Annotated in this window: 22 protein-coding genes; 12 read left to right on the top strand and 10 right to left on the bottom strand. The window is 61.3% G+C overall.

Annotated features, from left to right (window positions below):
* Nucleotides 1-10: 10 nt before the first annotated feature.
* The 6 genes from folM to ACF6ZU_RS17210 all read left to right on the top strand — a co-directional run bounded on the left by folM (nt 11) and on the right by ACF6ZU_RS17210 (nt 3,893).
* Nucleotides 11-721, top strand: coding sequence for a dihydromonapterin reductase (gene folM / locus ACF6ZU_RS17235; protein ID WP_392885373.1), 711 nt, complete (start codon nt 11-13; stop codon nt 719-721).
* Nucleotides 722-742: 21 nt separating this feature from the next.
* Nucleotides 743-1,318 (top strand): GTP cyclohydrolase I FolE, encoded by a 576-nt coding sequence (folE, locus tag ACF6ZU_RS17230; RefSeq protein ID WP_392885372.1) that lies wholly within the window; start codon nt 743-745, stop codon nt 1,316-1,318.
* A gap of 2 nt (nt 1,319-1,320) precedes the next feature.
* Nucleotides 1,321-1,692: a dihydroneopterin triphosphate 2'-epimerase gene (gene folX, locus ACF6ZU_RS17225; protein ID WP_008000591.1), complete on the top strand. Its 372-nt coding sequence runs from the start codon at nt 1,321-1,323 to the stop codon at nt 1,690-1,692.
* A 69-nt stretch (nt 1,693-1,761) separates the two neighbouring features.
* Nucleotides 1,762-2,058 carry a DUF1244 domain-containing protein gene (locus tag ACF6ZU_RS17220; protein WP_085711760.1) on the top strand — a complete coding sequence of 99 codons (297 nt, stop codon included), beginning with the start codon at nt 1,762-1,764 and terminating at the stop codon, nt 2,056-2,058.
* On the top strand, nt 2,051-2,389 hold the full coding sequence (locus ACF6ZU_RS17215) for a HopJ type III effector protein (RefSeq protein ID WP_392885369.1): 339 nt from the start codon (nt 2,051-2,053) through the stop codon (nt 2,387-2,389). Before ACF6ZU_RS17220 ends, ACF6ZU_RS17215 begins: the two co-directional genes overlap by 8 nt.
* Before the next feature lie 253 nt (nt 2,390-2,642).
* A complete protein-coding gene (locus ACF6ZU_RS17210) occupies nt 2,643-3,893 on the top strand; it encodes an aspartate aminotransferase family protein (protein WP_392885368.1) in 1,251 nt (416 codons plus the stop codon).
* Between the two features lie 191 nt (nt 3,894-4,084).
* Here ACF6ZU_RS17210 and trxB read toward each other — a convergent pair whose 3' ends face one another.
* Nucleotides 4,085-5,047 (bottom strand): thioredoxin-disulfide reductase, encoded by a 963-nt coding sequence (trxB, locus tag ACF6ZU_RS17205; protein WP_008026963.1) that lies wholly within the window; start codon nt 5,045-5,047, stop codon nt 4,085-4,087.
* A gap of 314 nt (nt 5,048-5,361) precedes the next feature.
* Here trxB and cysZ point away from each other — a divergent pair, with 314 nt between their 5' ends.
* Together cysZ and ACF6ZU_RS17195 are read left to right on the top strand one after the other, a co-directional pair.
* Entirely contained in the window at nt 5,362-6,114 is a 753-nt protein-coding gene (gene cysZ, locus ACF6ZU_RS17200) for a sulfate transporter CysZ (protein ID WP_392885365.1), read from the top strand.
* A gap of 40 nt (nt 6,115-6,154) precedes the next feature.
* A complete protein-coding gene (locus ACF6ZU_RS17195; RefSeq protein ID WP_392885363.1) occupies nt 6,155-7,354 on the top strand; it encodes a glycosyltransferase family 4 protein in 1,200 nt (399 codons plus the stop codon).
* 118 nt (nt 7,355-7,472) lie between these two features.
* Here the strand turns inward: ACF6ZU_RS17195 and ACF6ZU_RS17190 are convergent, their stop codons facing one another.
* From ACF6ZU_RS17190 to ACF6ZU_RS17180, 3 genes are all read right to left on the bottom strand, one after another.
* Nucleotides 7,473-8,576 (bottom strand): NADH:flavin oxidoreductase, encoded by a 1,104-nt coding sequence (locus ACF6ZU_RS17190; protein WP_392885362.1) that lies wholly within the window; start codon nt 8,574-8,576, stop codon nt 7,473-7,475.
* Between the two features lie 216 nt (nt 8,577-8,792).
* Nucleotides 8,793-9,275 (bottom strand): glutathione peroxidase, encoded by a 483-nt coding sequence (locus ACF6ZU_RS17185; protein WP_392885360.1) that lies wholly within the window; start codon nt 9,273-9,275, stop codon nt 8,793-8,795.
* Nucleotides 9,276-9,397: 122 nt separating this feature from the next.
* Nucleotides 9,398-9,883 (bottom strand): peptidylprolyl isomerase, encoded by a 486-nt coding sequence (locus tag ACF6ZU_RS17180; protein ID WP_010463269.1) that lies wholly within the window; start codon nt 9,881-9,883, stop codon nt 9,398-9,400.
* Here ACF6ZU_RS17180 and ACF6ZU_RS17175 point away from each other — a divergent pair.
* The 3 genes from ACF6ZU_RS17175 to ACF6ZU_RS17165 are packed head-to-tail and all read left to right on the top strand — an operon-like array spanning nt 9,852 to nt 13,253.
* Nucleotides 9,852-10,190: a DUF3565 domain-containing protein gene (locus tag ACF6ZU_RS17175; RefSeq protein ID WP_392885357.1), complete on the top strand. Its 339-nt coding sequence runs from the start codon at nt 9,852-9,854 to the stop codon at nt 10,188-10,190. The genes ACF6ZU_RS17180 and ACF6ZU_RS17175 overlap by 32 nt on opposite strands.
* A gap of 60 nt (nt 10,191-10,250) precedes the next feature.
* Nucleotides 10,251-12,350 (top strand): phosphate acetyltransferase, encoded by a 2,100-nt coding sequence (gene pta / locus ACF6ZU_RS17170; protein ID WP_392885355.1) that lies wholly within the window; start codon nt 10,251-10,253, stop codon nt 12,348-12,350.
* Complete coding sequence (locus ACF6ZU_RS17165) at nt 12,351-13,253, top strand: acyltransferase (protein ID WP_392885353.1); 903 nt, start codon at nt 12,351-12,353, stop codon at nt 13,251-13,253.
* Nucleotides 13,254-13,419: 166 nt separating this feature from the next.
* Here ACF6ZU_RS17165 and cysN read toward each other — a convergent pair whose 3' ends face one another.
* The 3 genes from cysN to ACF6ZU_RS17150 all read right to left on the bottom strand — a co-directional run bounded on the left by cysN (nt 13,420) and on the right by ACF6ZU_RS17150 (nt 17,246).
* A complete protein-coding gene (gene cysN, locus ACF6ZU_RS17160) occupies nt 13,420-15,318 on the bottom strand; it encodes a sulfate adenylyltransferase subunit CysN (RefSeq protein ID WP_392885352.1) in 1,899 nt (632 codons plus the stop codon).
* A gap of 9 nt (nt 15,319-15,327) precedes the next feature.
* Nucleotides 15,328-16,245, bottom strand: coding sequence for a sulfate adenylyltransferase subunit CysD (gene cysD / locus ACF6ZU_RS17155; protein ID WP_392885350.1), 918 nt, complete (start codon nt 16,243-16,245; stop codon nt 15,328-15,330).
* A gap of 242 nt (nt 16,246-16,487) precedes the next feature.
* Nucleotides 16,488-17,246 carry a Nif3-like dinuclear metal center hexameric protein gene (locus tag ACF6ZU_RS17150; protein WP_392885348.1) on the bottom strand — a complete coding sequence of 253 codons (759 nt, stop codon included), beginning with the start codon at nt 17,244-17,246 and terminating at the stop codon, nt 16,488-16,490.
* A gap of 102 nt (nt 17,247-17,348) precedes the next feature.
* Between ACF6ZU_RS17150 and algW the strand changes: the two genes are divergently transcribed.
* On the top strand, nt 17,349-18,509 hold the full coding sequence (algW, locus tag ACF6ZU_RS17145) for a Do family serine endopeptidase AlgW (protein WP_392885345.1): 1,161 nt from the start codon (nt 17,349-17,351) through the stop codon (nt 18,507-18,509).
* Between the two features lie 125 nt (nt 18,510-18,634).
* Here algW and hisC read toward each other — a convergent pair whose 3' ends face one another.
* The 3 genes from hisC to hisG form a co-directional block, all read right to left on the bottom strand.
* Nucleotides 18,635-19,687 (bottom strand): histidinol-phosphate transaminase, encoded by a 1,053-nt coding sequence (gene hisC, locus ACF6ZU_RS17140; RefSeq protein WP_392885344.1) that lies wholly within the window; start codon nt 19,685-19,687, stop codon nt 18,635-18,637.
* 2 nt (nt 19,688-19,689) lie between these two features.
* Nucleotides 19,690-21,015 carry a histidinol dehydrogenase gene (hisD, locus tag ACF6ZU_RS17135; protein WP_392885342.1) on the bottom strand — a complete coding sequence of 442 codons (1,326 nt, stop codon included), beginning with the start codon at nt 21,013-21,015 and terminating at the stop codon, nt 19,690-19,692.
* A gap of 126 nt (nt 21,016-21,141) precedes the next feature.
* Nucleotides 21,142-21,777 carry an ATP phosphoribosyltransferase gene (gene hisG / locus ACF6ZU_RS17130; RefSeq protein WP_008026940.1) on the bottom strand — a complete coding sequence of 212 codons (636 nt, stop codon included), beginning with the start codon at nt 21,775-21,777 and terminating at the stop codon, nt 21,142-21,144.
* Nucleotides 21,778-21,808 lie beyond the last annotated feature (31 nt).

Here is a 21,808-nt window from a genome sequence, read left to right as displayed (position 1 = left end):
CGAGCCGTTCATGACTTCTTCATCCGCCCCGATCCTTATCACCGGTGCCGGCCAGCGCGTCGGCCTGCATTGTGCGCAGCGTCTGCTCGAAGACGGCCATGCCGTGATCTTCAGCTATCGCACTGAACGCCCTGGCGTACAGGCATTGCGTGATCTGGGCGCGACGGCGCTCTTCGCCGACTTTTCCACCGAGGCCGGGATTTTCACCTTCATCAGTGAACTGAAGACCCACACCGACCGCCTGCGCGCTATCGTCCACAACGCCTCCGAATGGCTGGCCGAAACACCGGACACCGATGCCGCCGCCTTCACCCGCCTGTTCAGTGTGCACATGCTGGCGCCCTACCTGATCAACCTGCACTGCGCCGACTTGCTGCACCGCTCGAGCCCGGCCGACATCGTGCACATCAGCGATGACGTGACCCGCAAGGGCAGCAGCCAGCATATCGGCTACTGCGCCAGCAAAGCCGGGCTCGACAGCCTGACACTGTCTTTCGCTGCGAAGTACGCGCCCGACATCAAGGTCAACGGCATCTCGCCCGCCCTGCTACTGTTTAACCCCGACGACGACGCGGCGTATCGCGCCAAGGCCCTGGCCAAGTCTGCCCTGGGCATCGAACCCGGCAGCGAAGTGATCTACCAGAGCCTGCGTTATTTGCTCGACAACCCTTATGTCACCGGCACGACCCTGACCGTCAACGGCGGAAGGCACCTCAAGTAGATTGCCCCGCGAGGATCATCCATGACGTTTTCCCTGCCCCAGAATGCGCTGTCCCAGAACTATCGCGAGATCCTCATCGGCCTTGGTGAAAATCCCGATCGCGAAGGCCTGCTCGACACACCGTTGCGCGCGGCCAAAGCCATGCAGTACCTGTGTCACGGCTACGAGCAGAGTGTCGAAGCAATCGTCAACGGCGCGTTGTTCGCCTCCGACAACGATGAAATGGTCATCGTCGACAACATCGAGTTGTATTCGCTGTGCGAACATCACCTGCTGCCCTTCATCGGCAAGGCACATGTGGCTTATATTCCAACGGGTAAAGTGCTGGGCCTGTCGAAGATTGCGCGACTGGTGGACATGTTCGCCCGGCGCCTGCAAATCCAGGAAAACCTCACCCGGCAGATCGCTGACGCAGTGCAGCAGGTGACCGGTGCGGCTGGTGTCGCGGTGGTCATCGAGGCACAGCACATGTGCATGATGATGCGCGGCGTCGAGAAACAGAATTCGACCATGAACACCTCGGTGATGCTCGGCGCCTTCCGCGAGTCGAGCAACACCCGCCAGGAGTTCCTGCAATTGATTGGACGGAGCAAGTAGCAATGCCACAACTTCAACCAGGAATGGCGCGCATCCGGGTCAAGGACCTGTGCCTGCGCACGTTCATCGGGATCAACGAGGATGAAATCCTCAACAAGCAGGACGTGCTGATCAACCTGACCATTCTGTATGCGGCCCAGGAAGCGGTGCGTGACAACGACATCGATCACGCGCTGAACTATCGCACCATCACCAAGGCGATCATCGCTCACGTGGAAGGCAACCGCTTTGCCCTGCTCGAACGCCTGACCCAGGAAATTCTTGATCTGGTAATGGCCAACACGTCGGTACTCTACGCAGAAGTGGAAGTCGACAAACCCCATGCCCTGCGTTTCGCCGAGTCGGTGTCGATCACCCTGGCCGCGAGCCGCTGAGTGCGTCTGGCGCATCGCGCGCCAGGCTTTTATCATCCCGCGCCACGCATTGAATTCACAGAGCCCATCATGACCGAGCAACAACGCCTCGAACTTGAAGCCGCCGCCTTCCGCCGACTGGTCGCGCACCTGGACAGCCGCAAGGATGTGCAGAACATCGACCTGATGAACCTCTCGGGTTTCTGCCGCAACTGCCTGTCCAAGTGGTACAAGGCCGCCGCTGACGAACGCCAGATCGAGGTCAGCCTCGATGACGCCCGTGAAGTCGTCTACGGCATGCCGTACGCCGAGTGGAAAGCCCAATATCAGCAAGAAGCCAGCGCCGAACAACAAGCGGCGTTTGCCAAAGGAAAACCCAATGAGTGATTTGAACACCCTGCGCACCAGCCTCAAAAGCGGCGAGCACGTTTTTGCCGACACCCTGGCGTTCATCGCCGCCGGCTACGACTACCAGCCCCAGGCCTTCACCAACGGCGGCGTGGAAAATGCTGCCGGGCAGAACGAAGGCTCGTGCAAGACCCTGGGCCTGGCCTTGCTGGAAGGCCTGAGCGACGAAGAAGCGCTGCTGGCATTCGGCGAGCACTACCGCTCCGTCGTGGCCACGCCTGAAGGCAGCGATCACGGCAACATCCGCGCGTTGATCGCCCATGGCCTGGCCGGTGTGAAATTCACCGAGCAACCTCTGACCCGTCGCTGATTTCTGACTGACACCGCCCCTGTAGGAGCCGGCTTGCCGGCGATGGGTCCCTCGAGTCGTGCATCGCCTTCGAAGACGCCATCGCCGGCAAGCCGGCTCCTACAGGGTTTTGTGTTGCCTGGCTGATTTTGTATAACGCTGAAACCACATCCCGACTTTTAAGATTGACCCGGCAACTTTATTTCGTTTGCCCGGCACCACTGCTCGCGGCTTAGATAAAAGAAGAGCCTCCCTTCTTCAGAGTCGGTCATCCATGAGCAGCGAATCCATCAGCCGGTCGATCAACATCGTGCACCCCGTCACCCTCAGCCACGGCAAGAACGCCGAGGTCTGGGACACCGATGGCAAACGCTACATCGACTTCGTCGGCGGCATCGGCGTGCTGAACCTCGGCCATTGCCACCCGCGCATCGTCGAGGCGATTCGCGAACAGGCCACCCGGCTCACGCACTACGCGTTCAACGCCGCGCCGCACGTGCCCTACCTCGACGTCATGGATCGCCTCGCCGCGTTCATCCCGGTGGATTACCCGGTCAGCGGCATGCTCACCAACAGCGGCGCGGAAGCGGCGGAAAACGCCCTGAAAATCGTCCGTGGCGCGACCGGCCGCACCGCCGTGATCGCCTTCGACGGCGCCTTCCACGGCCGCACGCTCGCCACCCTCAACCTCAACGGCAAGGTCGCGCCCTACAAACAGAAAGTCGGCGTGCTGCCCGGCCCTGTGTATCACCTGCCCTATCCCAGCCAGGACAACGGCGTAACCTGCGCCGACGCGCTGAAGGCGATGGATCGGCTGTTCAGCGTCGAAATCGATGTCGAAGACGTGGCGTGCTTCATCGTCGAACCGGTGCAGGGCGAAGCCGGTTTCCTCGCGATGGACATCGAGTTCGCCCAAGCGCTGCGCCGCTTCTGCGATGAAAAGAACATTCTGTTGATCGCCGATGAAATCCAGTCCGGGTTCGGCCGCACCGGACAGCGCTTTGCGTTTTCGCGGCTGGGCATCGAGCCGGACCTGATCCTGCTGGGTAAAAGCATCGCCGGCGGTGTGCCACTGGGTGCGGTGGTCGGGCGTAAACCGCTGCTCGACACCTTGCCCAAGGGCGGACTTGGCGGCACGTATTCGGGCAATCCCATCGCCTGCGCGGCGGCGTTGGCGACGCTGGACGAAATGACCGATGCCAACCTGCACGCCTGGGGTTCGCAGCAGGAAGAAGCGATCGTCAGCCGCTACCAGGCCTGGCGCGCCAACAAGGTTTCACCTTATCTCGGACGCCTGACCGGTGTCGGCGCCATGCGTGGCATCGAACTGGCCAACGCCGATGGCTCACCGGCTCCGGCGCAACTGACGCAACTGCTGGCGCTGGCCCGTGAAGCGGGGTTGCTGCTGATGCCGAGCGGCAAGTCGCGGCACATCATCCGGCTGCTGGCGCCGCTGACCACTGAGGCGGCAGTGCTGGAAGAAGGCCTCGACATCCTCGAGGCGTGCCTGAAAAAACTGAGCTGAACACTGACCCCATGTGGGAGCGAGCCTGCTCGCGATGGAAGACAGGGCACCGCGTGGCCTCAGGTTGCCCGCGTTTTCGTTGGCGTCTTTCGCCGGCAAGCCGGTCTCGCTCCCACAAAGAAATGTGATCAGGCCTGGAATCATGGGCACAAAAAAAACCGGCCGAGGCCGGTTTTTTCATTGCAACGGAATCAGAACGAAGCGTTCTGCAGACCGTCGAGGTAACGCTCGGTGTCCAGTGCCGCCATGCAACCGGCGCCGGCCGAGGTGATCGCTTGACGGTAAACGTGGTCAGCCACGTCACCGGCAGCAAAGATACCTTCAACGTTGGTCGCGGTCGCATTGCCTTCACGGCCGCCGTGCACCACCAGGTAACCGTCTTTCAACGTCAACTGACCTTCGAACAACGAAGTGTTCGGGGTGTGGCCGATGGCGATGAACACGCCGTCGACTTTCAGCTCGTCGAAGCTGCCGTCGTTGTTCTTCAGGCGAGCACCGGTCACACCCATGTTGTCGCCCAGGACTTCGTCCAGGTTCGAATTCAGCTTCAGGATGATCTTGCCTTCGGCCACGCGGGCATTGAGCTTGTCGATCAGGATCTTCTCGGCGCGGAAAGTTTCGCGACGGTGGATCAGGGTCACGGTGCTGGCGATGTTGGCCAGGTACAGCGCCTCTTCGACAGCGGTGTTGCCGCCACCGACCACGGCCACTGGCTTGTTGCGATAGAAGAAACCGTCGCAGGTCGCGCAGGCCGAAACGCCTTTGCCCATGAACGCTTCTTCCGACGGCAGGCCCAGGTAACGAGCGCTGGCGCCGGTGGCGATGATCAGGGCGTCGCAGGTGTAGGTCGCGCTGTCGCCGGTCAGGGTGTAAGGCTTGGCAGCGAAGTCCACGGCATTGATGTGATCGAAAACGATCTCGGTTTCAAAGCGCTCGGCGTGCTCACGCATCCGCTCCATCAGCGCCGGGCCGGTCAGGCCGTGGACGTCGCCCGGCCAGTTGTCGACTTCGGTGGTGGTGGTCAGTTGACCGCCGGCCTGCATGCCGGTGATCAGCAGTGGCTTGAGGTTGGCACGGGCGGCATAGACCGCGGCGCTGTAACCGGCAGGGCCGGAACCGAGAATAATCACTCGCGAATGACGGACTTCAGACATGACCTGCTCCTGTTGACCGGCCCGAAACATCTGGCGCGGAACGCCGGCGTACCGGCGGGAATAAAAAAGGACCGTTGAAAGCACTTGGGGAAGGCTCGAACTCGACAGTCCTGTAAAAGATTGGGTGCAGCGTATCGAGGGGGCGAAGATTAAGGAAATACGGTTTAACAATCCAGCTCATAGGCGACCTCTATTCCGTAACAACGAATATAGAGACGCCTTTGTTACCGTTGATGTCGATGCTGCAACCGCGCTTTCGTCCGCGAGGCAAAGCCGGTAAGGTCGGCGCGTTTCCCCTCTGCTCGGAGCACGATATGCCCGCCCCTGTTCTGTCCGGCCCGCAATACCTGCGCGAAGGCCTGAAGCTGGTTCTCAGCCCCAGCCTGCGCCTTTTTGTATTGCTTCCACTTGTAATCAACCTGGTGCTGTTCGTCGGATTGATTTATCTGGCCGGCCACCAATTCAGCCTGTGGGTCGATACGCTGATGCCGTCCCTGCCCGACTGGCTGAGTTTCCTCAGTTACATCCTCTGGCCGATTTTCGTGGTGCTGGTGGTGCTGATGGTGTTCTTCACCTTCACCATGCTCGCCAATATCATCGCTGCGCCGTTCAACGGTTTTCTCGCGGAGAAAGTCGAAGTGGTGGTGCGCGGCACCGATGATTTCCCGGCCTTCAGCTGGGGTGAACTGATCGCCATGATCCCGCGCACCCTGGCCCGGGAAATGCGCAAGCTTGGCTACTTTCTGCCCCGCGCGATCGGGTTGTTCATCCTCTCGTTCATCCCCGTGGTCAACATCATCGCCGCACCGTTGTGGCTGTTGTTTGGCGTGTGGATGATGGCGATCCAGTACATCGACTACCCGGCGGATAACCACAAGCTGGGCTGGAACGAGATGCTCGCCTGGCTGCGCGCAAAGCGCTGGCAGAGCATGAGCTTCGGCGGCAGCGTTTATCTGGCGCTGCTGATTCCGGTGGTCAACATCCTGATGATGCCAGCGGCTGTGGCCGGCGCGACCTTGTTCTGGGTCCGTGAGCGCGGTGCGGAGAACCTGGTCACCCAACGCTGAGCCGGTCATAAATCCATCATCAAATCGCCATAACGACGACATGGCCTCAGCTGACACTGAGGTCATGACGACAGCTCTGCATATCACCCTGATCACCGAAACCTTCCCTCCCGAAATCAACGGCGTGGCCAATACCCTTGGCCGCTTGTGCGACGGTTTGCGCGCGCGCGGGCATCAGGTGGAACTGGTACGGCCACGACAGAGCTGCGATCAACAACTGGGCAGCGACGACGAATTGCTGCTGTGCCGCGGCTGGCCGCTGCCGGGGTATCCGGGGTTGCAATGGGGTCAGTCGTCAATGCACAAACTGCTGCGGCGCTGGACGCGCCAGCGCCCGGATGTGCTGTACATCGCCACGGAAGGGCCGCTGGGTTTGTCGGCGCTGCGCGCCGCACGGCGCCTGGGGATTTCGGTGGTCAGCGGCTTTCATACCAATTTCCAGCAGTACTCCAACCAGTACGGACTCGGCTTGCTCACCCGCCTGCTGACTCACTACCTGCGCTGGTTTCACAACCGCTCGAACCTGACCCTGGTGCCGAGCGTCAGCCAGCGCCTGGAGCTGGAGCGCCGAAATTTCGAGCGCCTGGCGCTGCTGTCCCGCGGGGTCGACAGCCAGTTGTTCCACCCGACCAAACGCTTGCCATCGCTGCGCGAGCAATGGGGAGTCGGTGACAAGGACATTGCCCTGATCCATGTAGGACGGCTGGCGCAGGAGAAAAACCTGGGGCTGCTCAAGCGCTGTTTCGACACGCTGAAAGCGACTTATCCACAGCGAAAAATAAAACTGATCATCGTCGGCGACGGCCCGCAACGGGCGGCGCTGGAGAAGGATCTGCCCGAGGCGATTTTCTGCGGCTCGCAACGCGGCGAAGCGTTGGCCAGTCACTATGCGTCAGGGGATGTGTTTCTGTTTCCAAGCATGACCGAGACGTTCGGCAATGTGGTGCTTGAGGCGTTGGCTTCGGGGCTGGGGGTGGTGGCTTACGATCAGGCGGCGGCGGCCCAGCATATTCGTCATGGCTACAACGGCGTGCTGGCGATGCCGGGGGATGAAGAAGCGTTCTGCGATGCGGCGGCGTGGCTGCTGGAAGAGCGCGAAACCTTGCGTTGCGTGAGGCTCAATGCGCGTCAGCATGCGAGTCGCCAGGGGTGGGCGGCGATCATCGAGCAGTTCGAGGGGCAGTTGCGCGGGGCTTGTGTCGGAGAGTTGGTGGTGCCGAATGCACCGACCGTCCTTTGAATCCTTGCTGAACTTCAGACCGCTATCGCGAGCAGGCTCGCTCCCACAATGGTGATGTGTCGTACACACATCCTGTGGGGAGCGAGCCTGCTCGCGAAGGGGTCGATAAAGTCGCCGCTTAAACCAGCGTCATCAACGCCTCACGGCTGAACGGCAGGATGTCTTCCTCACGACCGTCACGCACTTTCTGCGCCCAGTCCGGGTCCACCAGCAGCGCACGACCCACCGCCACCAGATCGAACTCGTCGTTGTTCAAACGCTCCAGCAGTTTTTCCAGGCTGGCCGGCTGCGCGATCTTGTCGGTGTTGACCATGAACTGCAGGAACTCGCCATCCAGGCCGACGCTGCCCACGGTGATGGTCGGCTTGCCGGTCAGCTTGCGCGTCCAGCCCGCCAGGTTCAGTTCGGAACCGTCGAACTCCGGCTCCCAGAAACGGCGCGTCGAGCAGTGGAAAATATCCACGCCGGCATCGGACAACGGCTTGAGGAATTCGCCCAGCGCTTCCGGGGTTTGCACCAGACGCGCGGTGTAATCCTGCTGCTTCCACTGGGAAAAACGGAAGATGATCGGGAAGCCTTCGCCGACCGCTGCACGCACTGCCTGGATCAGCTCGATGGCGAAACGCGAACGGTTGGCCAGGCTGCCGCCGTATTCGTCAGTACGCTGGTTGGTGCCTTCCCAGAAGAACTGGTCCACGAGGTAGCCGTGGGCACCGTGGATTTCCACACCGTCCATGCCGATGGACTGAGCATCCTTGGCGGCCTGGGCGAACGCGGCGATCACGTCCTGGATGTCCTGCTGGGTCATGCCGTGAACCACGACCTGGCCGTCCTTCAGTTTTTCCGACGGACCGTAACCCGGCACGCTGGCGTCCGGTTCAGTGCCGATGCGTCGCACGCTGCCGACATGCCACAACTGCGGAACGATCTTGCCGCCTTCGGCGTGCACCGCGTCGACGACTTTCTTCCAGCCGGCCAGCGCGGCATCACCGTAGAAGTGCGGCACGTTCGGGTAGCCGTTCGAGGCCTTGTGGCCGACGGTGGTGCCTTCGGTGATGATCAGGCCAACGCCCGCAGCGGCGCGGCGACGGTAGTACTCGATCACTTTGGAATTGGGTACGCCGCCCGGGGAGAACGAGCGGGTCATCGGCGCCATGACGACGCGGGTCGGCAGCTCGAGGGTGCCGAGGTGGAACGGTTTGAACAAGGCTTTAACAGGCATGGGACGCTCCACGGGAATAGACTTTATGACGGCGATAATATGGAGAGTGCGACGGATTGAACAGCACTATTGATTGCGGTGATTAAGGTCTAAAAGTCATACGGAACTGTAGGAGCGAGCTTGCTCGCGAAGAACTTGAGAACGCCGCGTTCTGTCTGGCTTCCGGCGTTATCGTTGACGTCCATCGCGAGCAAGCTCGCTCCTACACAGGGGATTTCAGCTCAGGGCTTTTTCGATGGCATGAATGATCGTCGGATCATCCGGTGCCGTGCGTGGCGAGAACCGCGCCAATACGCGACCGTCCTTGCCCAGCAGGAATTTTTCGAAGTTCCAGGTGATGTCGCCCGGGAATTCAGCGCCCTCGCCGGCCAGCAGGCGATAGAGCTGATGACGATCATGGCCGTTGACTTCCAGCTTGCTGGACAACGGGAAGGTCACGCCATAGTTGAGGCTGCAGAACTCCTGGATCTCTTGTTCGGTGCCCGGTTCCTGTCCGGCAAACTGGTTGCACGGCAGACCCAGCACGCTGAAGCCCTTGCCTTTGTACTGCTGATAGAGGTTTTCCAGCGCCGCGTACTGCGGAGTCAAGCCACATTTGGAGGCAACGTTGACCACCAGCACGACATTCCCCTTGAAGGGCGCCAGCGGAAGCTCCTGACCATCCAGGGCTGTCAATTTAAGGTCGTGAAAAGCACTCATGACGAACTCCAGATTCCCGTGTTCTTCTCGAAACAGCCTCTTGGTGAGGCCACCAAGGACAGCCGCGGACTAAAAAGGCGCCCTCGGGCGCCTCTCCAGTTCTCTGAGCTTAGCGCAGAAAATCAGTGGTGATGGCCACCTTCGCCATGGACGTGGCCATGAGCGACTTCTTCCTGGCTGGCATCACGGATGGCGATGATCTTGACCTGAAAGTTCAGGCGCTGACCGGCCAGCGGGTGGTTGCCGTCGACGGTGACATCGTCGCCGTCCAGATCGCGAATGGTGACGATCTGCATCTGGCCGTCCGGAGCGGAAGCGTGGAACTGCATGCCCACTTCCAGCTCGTCGACGCCTTCGAACATGCTGCGGCTCAGGGTGCTGACCAGTTCGGCCGCGTATTCGCCGTAAGCATCCTCAGGTTCAACGGCTACAGTCAGCTCATCGCCGACTGCCTTGCCTTCCAGAGCCTTTTCCAGGCCCGGGATGATGTTGCCAGCACCTTGCAGGTAGACCAGCGGCGCGCCGCCGGCGGAGCTGTCGATGACCTCACCAGCGTCGTTGGTCAGGGTATAGTCGATGGAGACAGCCTTATTGGCGGCGATCAGCATGGGGCGAGACCTTTTGCATAAGAATTTAGAAAGGCCAAGTTTAGCGAAGCAATCGTCCGAAAGCGAACACAACCCGGACAGACGGATTGCCGCGCAAGGCTCGACGGTCACCGGGTTCCATCTGGACGAGGACGGCCATTGGGTGGTCGAGCTGTCGTGCGGTCATACCCAGCACCTGCGCCACCAGCCGCCGTGGCAATCGCGCGCCTGGGTTCTGGACCCCGCGCAACGTATTGAAAAAATAGGCCAGCCCTTTGAATGCGGTTGGTGCGCACAAGGCTCGGTTAGCGATAACCTTGGCGACTGAATTTCGGTAGATCGTCAGCTATAGATGATCACCTTTGTCATGCTCCCTTAGAGAATCCGCATGCAAACTTTTTTTATCGCACCCACCGATTTTGGCGTGGGTCTGACCTCCATCAGCCTCGGGCTGGTCCGTACCCTCGAGCGCGCCGGCCTCAAGGTCGGCTTTTTCAAACCGATCGCCCAGCCCCATCCGGGCGATACCGGGCCGGAGCGCTCCACCGAACTGGTGGCACGCACCCACGGCCTGAAACCGCCGCAACCGCTGGGCCTGGCCCACGTCGAGCGCATGCTCGGTGACGGTCAGCTCGACGAGTTGCTCGAAGAAATCATCACGCTTTATCAGCAGGCGGCCATCGGCAAAGACGTGCTGATCGTCGAAGGCATGGTGCCGACCCGCACCGCCAGCTACGCCGCACGGGTCAATCTGCACCTGGCCAAGAGCCTCGACGCCGACGTGATCCTGGTCTCGGCACCGGAAAACGAAGCGCTGACCGAACTTTCCGGCCGCGTGGAATTGCAGGCGCAATTGTTCGGCGGCCCGAAGGACCCGAAAGTGCTCGGCGTGATCCTCAACAAGGTCAAGACCGACGAAAGCATGGACGCCTTCGCTTCGCGCCTGAAGGAACATTCGCCGCTGTTGCGCAGCGGTGATTTCCGCCTGCTCGGTTGCATCCCGTACCAGCCGGAACTGAACGCGCCGCGCACCCGCGACGTGGCGGACCTGATGGGCGCGCAGATTCTCAATGCCGGCGATTACGAAACCCGGCGCATGAACAAAATCATCATCTGCGCCCGCACCATGCGCAACACCGTGGAGCTGCTCAAGCCCGGCGTGCTGGTGGTGACGCCCGGCGACCGCGACGACATCATCCTCGCCGTCAGCCTTGCCGCCATGAACGGCGTGCCGCTGGCCGGCCTGTTGCTGACCAGCGACACCCTGCCCGACCCGCGCATCATGGACCTGTGTCGCGGCGCCTTGCAGGCCGGTTTGCCGGTGTTGTCGGTGAGTACCGGTTCCTACGACACCGCCAACCAGCTGAACGGCCTGAACAAGGAAATCCCGATCGACGACCGCGAGCGTGCGGAGATCATCACCGACTTCGTCGCCAGCCATCTCGACGCCAACTGGCTGCACCAGCGTTGCGGCACGCCGCGGGAAATGCGCCTGTCACCGGCGGTATTCCGCTATCAACTGATCCAGCGCGCCCAAGCCGCCAACAAACGCATCGTCTTGCCGGAAGGCAGCGAACCACTGACCGTGCAGGCCGCGGCGATCTGTCAGGCACGCGGCATTGCCCGTTGCGTGTTGCTGGCGAAACCGGAAGACGTTGAAGCCGTGGCTCGCGCGCACGATATCGAGCTGCCGCCGGGGCTGGAAATTCTCGACCCGGACCTGATCCGCGAACGTTATGTCGAGCCGATGGTTGCCCTGCGCAAAAGCAAAAGCCTCAACGCGCCGATGGCCGAGCAGCAACTGGAGGACACCGTGGTGATCGGCACCATGATGCTGGCGCTGGATGAAGTGGACGGCCTCGTGTCCGGCGTCATTCACTCCACCGCCAACACCATTCGCCCGGCCCTGCAATTGATCAAGACGGCACCGGGCTGCACCCTGGTGTCGTCGGTGTTCTTCATGTTGTTTCCAGAAGAAGTGCTGGTCTACGGCGACTGCGTGATGAACCCGCACCCGAGCGCCACCGAACTGGCCGAGATCGCCCTGCAGAGCGCGGACTCGGCAGCGGCGTTCGGCATTACGCCGCGTGTGGCGATGATCAGCTACTCCAGCGGTGAGTCGGCCAGCGGCGAAGAAGTCGAGAAGGTGCGCGAAGCGACGTTGCTCGCTCACGAGCAACAGCACTCGCTGCTGATCGACGGCCCGTTGCAGTACGACGCCGCCGCCAACGAAACCGTGGCCCGGCAACTGGCGCCGAACAGTCAGGTCGCCGGTCGCGCCACGGTGTTCGTGTTCCCCGACCTGAACACCGGCAACACCACGCACAAGGCCGTGCAGCGCAGCGCCGATTGCGTCAGCCTCGGGCCGATGCTGCAAGGCCTGCGCAAACCGGTGAACGACCTGCCGCGCGGTGCGCAAGTCGACGACATTGTGTACACCATCGCGTTGACCGCGATCCAAGCCGCCAACCGACCTCTGGATGTTTAAATGCTGGGTTTCCTGCCTGCCGCCGTGCGCGGCGTGATTGCATCGTTGTTGCTAGCCCTGAACACGATTCTGCTGTGCTCGTTCCTGTTCTGCGTGGCGATTTTCAAGGTATTGCCCTTCGCCCTCACCCAGCGCTTCACGCGCTGGCTGATGAGCCATACCCATGAAGCCTGGATCAGCAACAACAAAGCCTGGATGAACCTGGTCTGCCGCACCCGCTGGCACCTCAGCGGCCTTCAAGGACTGGACTATCAGCACTCGTACCTGATCACCAGCAACCACCAGAGCTGGGTCGACATCATGGTGCTGCAGTACGTGCTCAACCGGCGCATCCAGCCACTGAAGTTCTTTCTCAAGCAAGAGTTGATCTGGGTGCCGGTGATTGGCCTGGCCTGGTGGACGCTGGGCTTTCCGTTCATGAAGCGCTACTCCAAGGCCTACCTGGAGAAGCACCCGGAGAAGAAAGGCAAAGACCTGGAAACCACGCGCAAGACCTGCGCGAAGTTTCGCGACAACCCGGTGGGCATTTTCAATTTCGTCGAGGGCACGCGCTTCACTGAAGGCAAGCACGCCCAACAGAAATCCCCATTCAAGTACCTGCTCAAACCCAAGGCCGGCGGCATTGCGTTTGTGCTGGACGCGATGGGTGAGCAGCTGGAATCGATCGTCAACGTGACCATTCACTATCCGGGCGGACGTCCAGGGTATTGGGATTTGCTCTGCGGGAACGTTGCCGACGTGGTGGTGCATTTTCAGGAACTGAAGATTCCGCCGCAGTTCATCGGCAAGAACTACGACCAGGATGGCGAGTATCGGCTGCAGTTCCAGGGGTGGATCAATCAGTTGTGGGAAGACAAGGATGCGCTGTTGGCGCAGATGCATCGCGAGTATCCCGGGAAGTAATCCGTCGCCTGCACTGGCCTCATCGCGAGCAGGCTCGCTCCCACAGTTGATCTTCCGTGAACACCGCCCTTGTGGGAGCGAGCCTGCTCGCGATGACCATTTCAGGGACACAAAAAAACCCGCCGGATGATCACTCATCGGCGGGTTTTTCGTTAGCGGCTAACGCTTAGATCGCGCCACGCTTGCGCAGCAGATCCAGCACTTGCTTGACGCCCTCTTCCAGCGACACGGCCTGGGTATCGATCACCAGATCGGCATCCAGCGGCACGTCATACGGGAAGGACTCGCCCGGGATGTTGTCCCCGGCCGCCGCGTACAGGCCTTGCGGATCACGCTCGGCGCAGACGGTCGGCGAGGCCTGGACGTAGACCGTCAGCAGACGCTCCTTGCCGATCAGGTCCCGGGCTTGCTCGCGCCCTTCAGCACTCGGCGCGACGAAGGCGGCCAGTGTCAGCAGACCAGCTTCGTTGAACTGACGCGCCACGTGCGCGGCACGACGCCAGTTCTCGGTACGCCCGGCGCGATCCTGTGGCAGACCTTTATTCAGGTCGTGACGCAGGTTCTGGCCATCGAGCACAAACACCGCACGACCGAGGTCGAACAACTTGCGCTCAACCGCATACGCCAGGGTGCTTTTGCCGGCGCCCGACAAACCGCTGAACAACACGGTGGCCGGTTGCTGGCCGAAACGCTGGGCGCGTTCTTCAGTGGCGACGTGCGCCAGTTTGCCGTGGTGCGTGCTGCTGCCATGCGCCAGTGGCTGCGCGATGATCATGCCGGCGGCGACGGTGCCGTTGGTCAAACGGTCGATGACGATGAACGAACCGGTGGTGCGGTTGCTCGCGTAACCGTCCAGGGCGATGGCGGCGTCGAGGCTGACCTTGACCCGGCCGATCTCGTTCAGCTGCAACGCACTGGCCGGACCTTCTTCCAGGGTGTTCACGTCAACGCGGTTGACGATGCTGGTGATCGAACCCGGCACGTAGGACGTCGCGCGCTTGATGTCGTACTTCTTGCCCGGCAGCATCGGCTCTTCGGCCATCCACACCAGCATAGCGTCGAAGGCGTCGGTTACTTGTGGCTGGTTGTCGGCGTGCACCAGCAGGTCGCCACGGGAGATGTCGATCTCGTCTTCCATGGTCAGCGTCACCGCTTGACCAGGGCCGGCATGCTCCAGCTCACCTTCGAAGGTGACGATGGATTTCACGCGGCTGCTCTTGCCCGACGGCAGCACAACGACTTCGTCGCCCTTGTGCACGACGCCGCTGGCCAGGGTGCCGGCGAAACCACGGAAGTTCAGGTTCGGGCGATTCACGTACTGCACCGGGAAACGCAGGTCGGTGTAGTTGCGGTCGCTGGCGATCTCGACGGTTTCCAGGATTTCCATCAGCGACTGGCCGGTGTACCACGGCGAGCGCTCGGACTTGTTCACCACGTTGTCGCCCTTGAGCGCCGACATCGGCACGAAGGCCATGGTGGTCGGCTTGAAGGCGATGCCTTCGGCAAACTTCAGGTAATCGGCCTTGATCGACTCGAAGACGTTTTCGTCGAAGCCATTGAGGTCCATCTTGTTGATGGCGACCACGATGTGCTTGATGCCGAGCAGCGAGGCGATGAAGCTGTGGCGACGGGTCTGGGTCTGCACGCCGTAGCGGGCGTCGACCAGGATGATCGCCAGGTCACAGGTGGATGCACCGGTGGCCATGTTGCGGGTGTACTGCTCATGGCCGGGGGTGTCGGCGATGATGAATTTGCGCTTGGCGGTGGAGAAATAGCGGTAGGCGACATCGATGGTGATGCCCTGCTCGCGCTCGGCCTGCAGGCCGTCGACCAGCAACGCCAGGTCGATGTCTTCACCGGTGGTGCCGACTTTTTTCGAGTCGCGGGTGATGGCTTCCAGGTGATCTTCGTAGATCATCTTGGAGTCGTGCAGCAGGCGCCCGATCAGGGTGCTCTTGCCGTCGTCGACGTTGCCACAGGTCAGAAAGCGCAGCATTTCCTTGCGTTCGTGCTGGCCCAAGTAGGCGAGGATGTCCTCGCTGATCAAATCAGATACGTGCGACATGACAACCCCTTAGAAATAACCCTGACGTTTCTTTTCTTCCATCGAGCCTGCGCCATCGTGGTCGATGACCCGGCCCTGGCGTTCGGAAGTTCGCGTCAGGAGCATTTCCTGAATGATGTCGGTCAGGCTGGTCGCCTCGGACTCGACCGCACCGGTCAACGGGTAGTCACCCAGTGTGCGGAAACGGACCTTCTTCTTGACGATGCGCGCCTTGTCTTCGTCGCTCAGGTGATTGAGCAGGCGTTCGTCGTCGATCATGATCCAGGTGCCATTCAGCTCGATGACGTCGCGCTCGGCGGCGAAATACAGCGGCACGATCGGGATGCCTTCGAGGTAGATGTACTGCCAGATGTCCAGCTCGGTCCAGTTCGACAACGGGAAAACCCGGATCGACTCGCCCTTGTTGACGTTGCCGTTGTAGACGTTCCACAGCTCTGGACGCTGGTTTTTCGGATCCCAGCGGTGCTTGGTGTCGCGGAAGGAATACACGCGCTCCTTGGCGCGGGATTTCTCTTCGTCGCGGCGGGCACCACCGAACGCGGCGTCGAAGCCGTGTTTGTCGAGGGCCTGCTTGAGGCCTTCGGTCTTCATGATGTCCGTGTGCTTGGCGCTGCCGTGGGTCAGCGGGTTGATACCCTGCGCGACGCCATCGGGGTTCACGTGCACGATCAGGTCCAGGCCGAGTTCTTCGACCATGCGGTCGCGGAACGCGTACATTTCCTTGAACTTCCACCGGGTGTCGACGTGCATCACCGGGAACGGCAGCTTGCCCGGGAAGAATGCCTTGCGTGCAAGGTGCAGCATCACGGCGGAGTCTTTACCGACGGAGTACAGCATCACCGGGTTATCGAACTCGGCGGCGACCTCGCGGATGATGTGGATGCTTTCGGCCTCCAGCTGTTTCAGATGCGTCAGTTTGTCGACCATGGCTACTCACGAAAACGATCTTATGGACGGCCAGCGGGCCGTGTTCGAGCGGGGAATCCTAGCACAGCGACCTCTTCTAATCAGGACGCCAGCTAGATCGAAAGGGTATATGAATATACCCATGTGGGAGCGAGACCGGCTTGCCGGCGATGGTCGCCAACGATGACGCGGGAAAACTGGCACCCCGCGGCGTTCTCGGGTTTTTCGCGAGCAGGCTCGCTCCTACAGTGGATAGGGGGGATTCAGATTGGATTCGGGCAATCGATGAAGATGTGCTCCAGCGCAAACCGTCGCGCCAGGTAATCCCCCAGCGCCTGCACGCCATAGCGCTCGGTGGCGTGGTGACCGGCGGCGATGAAGCTGATGTCGTTTTCCCGGGCACTGTGGAAGGTCTGCTCGGACGCTTCGCCGCTGAGGTACAGATCGACACCGGCCAGAACCGCCTGATCGATGTAACCCTGGCCGCCACCGGTGCACCAGCCGACCCGGCGAATCATCTCGCTGCCTTCAATCAGCAACGGTTCGCGCCCCATGACCTCCTGCACGCGACGGGCGAAATCCCGTGGTGTCATCGGCTCACTTAGCGAGCCGACCAGACCGACCACTTTCAGGTTATCCGGATCCAAGGGCCCTTCGACGGTGATGTCCAACTGACGCGCGAGCTGCACGTTGTTGCCGACCTCCGGATGCAAGTCCAGCGGCAGGTGATAGGACAGAAGACTGATGTCGTGCTTGAGCAGGGTTTTCAAGCGCCGCTGCTTCATGCCGGTGATGCACGGGTTCTCGCCTTTCCAGAAATACCCGTGATGCACCAGCACCAGATCGGCCTGCGCTTCGACCGCGGCGTCCAGCAACGCCTGGCTGGCGGTGACGCCACTGACGATGCGCATCACCTGCGGACGGCCTTCGACCTGTAATCCGTTGGGGCAATAATCGGCGATCTTGGCACTGCTCAGATAACGGTCGGCTTCTTCGACCAGGGTGCTCAGGGCGACGGCCATAAAAGACTCCTAAATATCCCGTTCAGAGGCACGCGCGGCCTCGTATAATGCGCGACATTATGGGCGGTCTCTAACCGCCTGCAACCTTCCAGGACGTGCTTAATGCTCAAGGCGCTGCGTTTTTCCGGCTGGCCGCTGTTGGCCGGCGTGCTTATCGCTCTGTTGATCATCCAGCGTTACCCGCAGTGGGTCGGGCTTCCGAGCCTCGACGTCAACCTGCAGCAAGCCCCGCAAACCACCATGATGCAGCAAGGTCCGGTGTCGTACGCCGACGCGGTCACCACCGCCGCACCGTCGGTGGTGAACCTGTACACCACCAAAGTCATCAACAAACCGAATCACCCGCTGTTCGAAGATCCGCAGTTCCGCCGCTTCTTCGGCGACAACTCGCCGAAGCAGAAGCGCATGGAATCGAGCCTCGGCTCCGGCGTGATCATGAGCCCGGAAGGCTACCTGCTGACCAACAACCACGTGACCAGCGGCGCCGACCAGATCGTGGTGGCGTTGAAGGACGGTCGTGAAACCCTCGCCCGAGTGATCGGCAGCGACCCGGAAACCGACCTCGCGGTCCTGAAGATAGACCTGAAGAACCTGCCCGCGATCACCGTCGGCCGTTCCGACAACATCCGCATCGGTGACGTGGCCCTGGCCATCGGTAACCCGTTCGGCGTCGGCCAGACCGTGACCATGGGCATCATCAGCGCCACTGGCCGCAACCAGCTGGGTCTGAACAACTACGAAGATTTCATCCAGACCGACGCGGCGATCAACCCGGGCAACTCCGGCGGTGCGCTGGTGGACGCCAATGGCAACCTGACCGGCATCAACACGGCGATCTTCTCCAAATCCGGCGGTTCTCAAGGCATCGGTTTCGCGATCCCGGTGAAGCTGGCGATGGAAGTGATGAAGTCGATCATCGAACACGGTCAGGTGATCCGTGGCTGGCTCGGCATTGAAGTGCAGCCGTTGACCCAGGAGCTGGCGGAGTCATTTGGTCTGTCGGGACGTCCGGGCATCGTGGTCGCGGGGATTTTCCGTGACGGTCCGGCGCAGAAGGCCGGCCTGCAATTGGGTGACGTGATTCTCGCCATCGACGGCGAACCGGCCGGTGATGGCCGTCGCTCGATGAACCAGGTCGCGCGGATCAAGCCGACCGACAAGGTCACGATTCAGGTGATGCGCAATGGCAAGGAGCTGAAGCTCACCGCAGAGATCGGTTTGCGTCCGCCACCGGCGCCGAGCAAAGAGAAAGAAGAGCAGTAAACCGTCTACACAAAACCACTGTGGGAGCGAGCCTGCTCGCGATGAGGTCATAACATTCAACATCATCGTTGACTGTTTAACCGCTATCGCGAGCAGGCTCGCTCCCACAGGGATTGTCGGGTGTTTTAGAGGTCGCCGAGGCCGTCGATCAGCGCCTGGTTCTGCTCCGGCGTGCCGATCGAAATCCGCAGGAACTGCGCAATGCGCTCCTGCTTGAAGTGCCGGACAATCACGCCCTGCTCACGCAACTTCGCCGCCAGCCCCGCCGCATCGTGCTGCGGATGCCGGGCGAAGATGAAGTTCGCCGCTGACGGCAGCACTTCAAAGCCCTTGGCTTGCAGTTGCGCAACGACCTTCTCGCGATTCTCGATGACCAACCCGCAGGTCTTGTCGAAGTACTCGCGATCTTCGAACGCCGCTGCCGCACCGACATTCGCCAGACGATCCAGCGGATAAGAGTTGAAGCTGTTCTTGATCCGCTCCAGCGCCTCGATCAGGTCCGGATGCCCCACCGCAAGACCGACCCGCAGGCCGGCGAGAGAACGGGACTTGGATAGCGTCTGGGTTACCAGCAGGTTCGGGTAACGGTCCACCAGGGTGATTGCGGTTTCGCCACCGAAGTCGATGTAAGCCTCATCCACCACGACCACTGAATCCGGGCTGGCCTTGAGGATCTGCTCCACCGCATCCAGCGCCAGCAGGCAGCCGGTCGGCGCGTTCGGGTTGGGGAAAATGATCCCGCCGTTCGGCTTGGCGTAGTCCGCCGGGTTGATCTGGAACTGCTCGTCCAGCGGCACCGCGTCGAACGTGATGCCGTACAACCCGCAGTAAACCGGGTAGAAGCTGTAGCTGATGTCCGGGAAAAGCAGCGGTTGGTCGTGTTGCAGCAAACCGTGAAAGATGTGCGCCAGGACTTCATCGGAACCGTTGCCGAGGAACACCTGGTTGCTTTGCACGCCGTAGTACTTGGCGACAGCATTCTTCAGCAGATCGCTGTTCGGATCCGGGTACAGACGCAGATTGTCGTTGAGCTCAGTCTGCATCGCCGCGAGCGCTTTTGGCGATGGGCCGTACGGATTCTCGTTGGTGTTGAGCTTCACCAGCTTCGCCAGCTTCGGCTGCTCACCCGGCACGTAAGGCACCAGGTTCTTGACGAACGGGCTCCAGAATTTACTCATGTTCAGTTCCCCTTTTGTTCGTCGACGATGCGGTATTCAGCGCTGCGGGCGTGGGCGGTCAGCGACTCGCCACGGGCCAGCACGGAAGCAGTCTTGCCCAGGTCGGACGCACCCTGCTCGGAGCAGAAGATGATCGACGAGCGTTTCTGGAAGTCGTACACACCCAGCGGCGACGAAAACCGTGCGGTGCCGGAGGTCGGCAGCACGTGGTTCGGGCCGGCGCAGTAATCGCCCAGGGCTTCGGAGGTGTGACGGCCCATAAAGATCGCACCCGCGTGGCGGATCTGCGGCAACCAGGCCTGCGGGTCAGCGACCGACAACTCCAGGTGCTCCGGCGCAATGCGGTTGGCCACTTCGATCGCCTGCTCCATGTCACGCACCTGAATCAGCGCGCCACGTCCATTGATCGAGGTTTCGATGATGGCGGCACGCTCCATGGTCGGCATCAGCTTGGCGATGCTGGCGGCGACCTGGTCGAGGAACGCCGCGTCCGGGCTGACCAGAATCGCCTGGGCGTCTTCGTCGTGCTCGGCCTGGGAGAACAGGTCCATGGCGATCCAGTCCGGATCGGTCTTGCCGTCGCACACCACAAGGATTTCCGACGGGCCGGCGATCATGTCGATACCGACCTGGCCAAACACGTGGCGCTTGGCGGTGGCGACATAAATGTTGCCCGGACCGACCACCTTGTCGACCTTCGGCACGCTTTCGGTGCCGTACGCCAGCGCGGCAACCGCTTGGGCGCCACCGATGGTAAACACGCGGTCAACGCCAGCGATACACGCAGCGGCCAGCACCAGCTCGTTGATTTCACCGCGCGGTGTCGGCACCACCATGACCACCTCGGTCACGCCCGCCACTTTGGCCGGGATCGCATTCATCAGTACGGACGACGGGTACGACGCCTTGCCGCCCGGCACGTACAGGCCCGCACGATCCAGTGGCGTAACCTTCTGGCCGAGCACGGTGCCGTCGGCTTCGGTGTAGCTCCAGGAATCCTGTTTCTGTTTTTCGTGGTAGCTGCGCACGCGGGCCGCGGCTTTTTCGAGCGCTTCACGCTGCGGCACGGTGATCCGGGTCAGGGCCAGTTCCAGGCGTTCGCGCGGCAGGATCAGGTCGGCCATCGAGGCGACTTCCAGGCCGTCGAACTTCTGGGTGAATTCCACCAGCGCCGCGTCGCCACGCTCGCGCACGGCCTTGATGATGTCCAGCACCCGCTGATTGACCGAGTCGTCAGACACACTTTCCCAGCTCAGCAGATGATCCAGATGATGTGCGAAATCCGGGTCAGCAGCGTTGAGTCGGCGAATTGCAGTCGGTGCGGTCATAGCGAGAGCCTCATAGGATTGGCAAAAACTCAGGCGCCCTAACTTAGCAGTCGTTTCCGCTTGGGCACCTGAGAATTCTGGCTATGAGGCGGATAGACGGGCGCGGCTCAAGGCCGCGCAGGTGAATCAGCCGCGGTGTCGAGACTCCACTGCCTTGCGCAGGGTGTCGATCAACGCCTGGATACGGGCGTGCTGCATTTTCATCGAAGCTTTGTTGACGATCAGCCGGGAGCTGATGTCGGCAATGAAATCCTGGGGTTCCAGGCCATTGGCGCGCAGGGTGTTGCCGGTGTCGACGACGTCGATGATCTTGTCGGCCAGACCGATCAGCGGCGCCAGCTCCATCGAGCCGTACAGCTTGATGATGTCGACCTGACGACCCTGTTCGGCGTAATAGCGCTTGGCAACGTTGACGAACTTGGTCGCCACACGCAGGCGGCCCTTGGGCTCGACGTCGCCGACACGGCCAGCGGTCATCAGCTTGCACAGGGCAATGCGCAGGTCCAGAGGCTCGTACAGGCCCTGGCCGCCATATTCCATCAGCACATCTTTACCGGCGACGCCCAGGTCAGCGGCGCCATGCTCGACATAGGTAGGCACATCGGTGGCACGCACGATCAGCAGGCGTACATCTTCCTGGGTCGTGGGGATGATCAGCTTGCGGCTCTTGTCCGGATTCTCGGTCGGCACGATGCCCGCTTCAGCCAGAAGCGGCAGGGTGTCGTCAAGGATGCGGCCCTTGGACAGTGCGATGGTCAACATGGGAAACGTCAGTCCTTATCAGGCTACTGAT

The organism is Pseudomonas migulae (genome assembly GCF_043225285.1).
GTDB lineage: Bacteria > Pseudomonadota > Gammaproteobacteria > Pseudomonadales > Pseudomonadaceae > Aquipseudomonas > Aquipseudomonas migulae_C.
The sequence above is the reverse complement of the archived record's forward strand: the minus strand, read 5'-3'. Positions and strand labels throughout refer to the sequence as shown.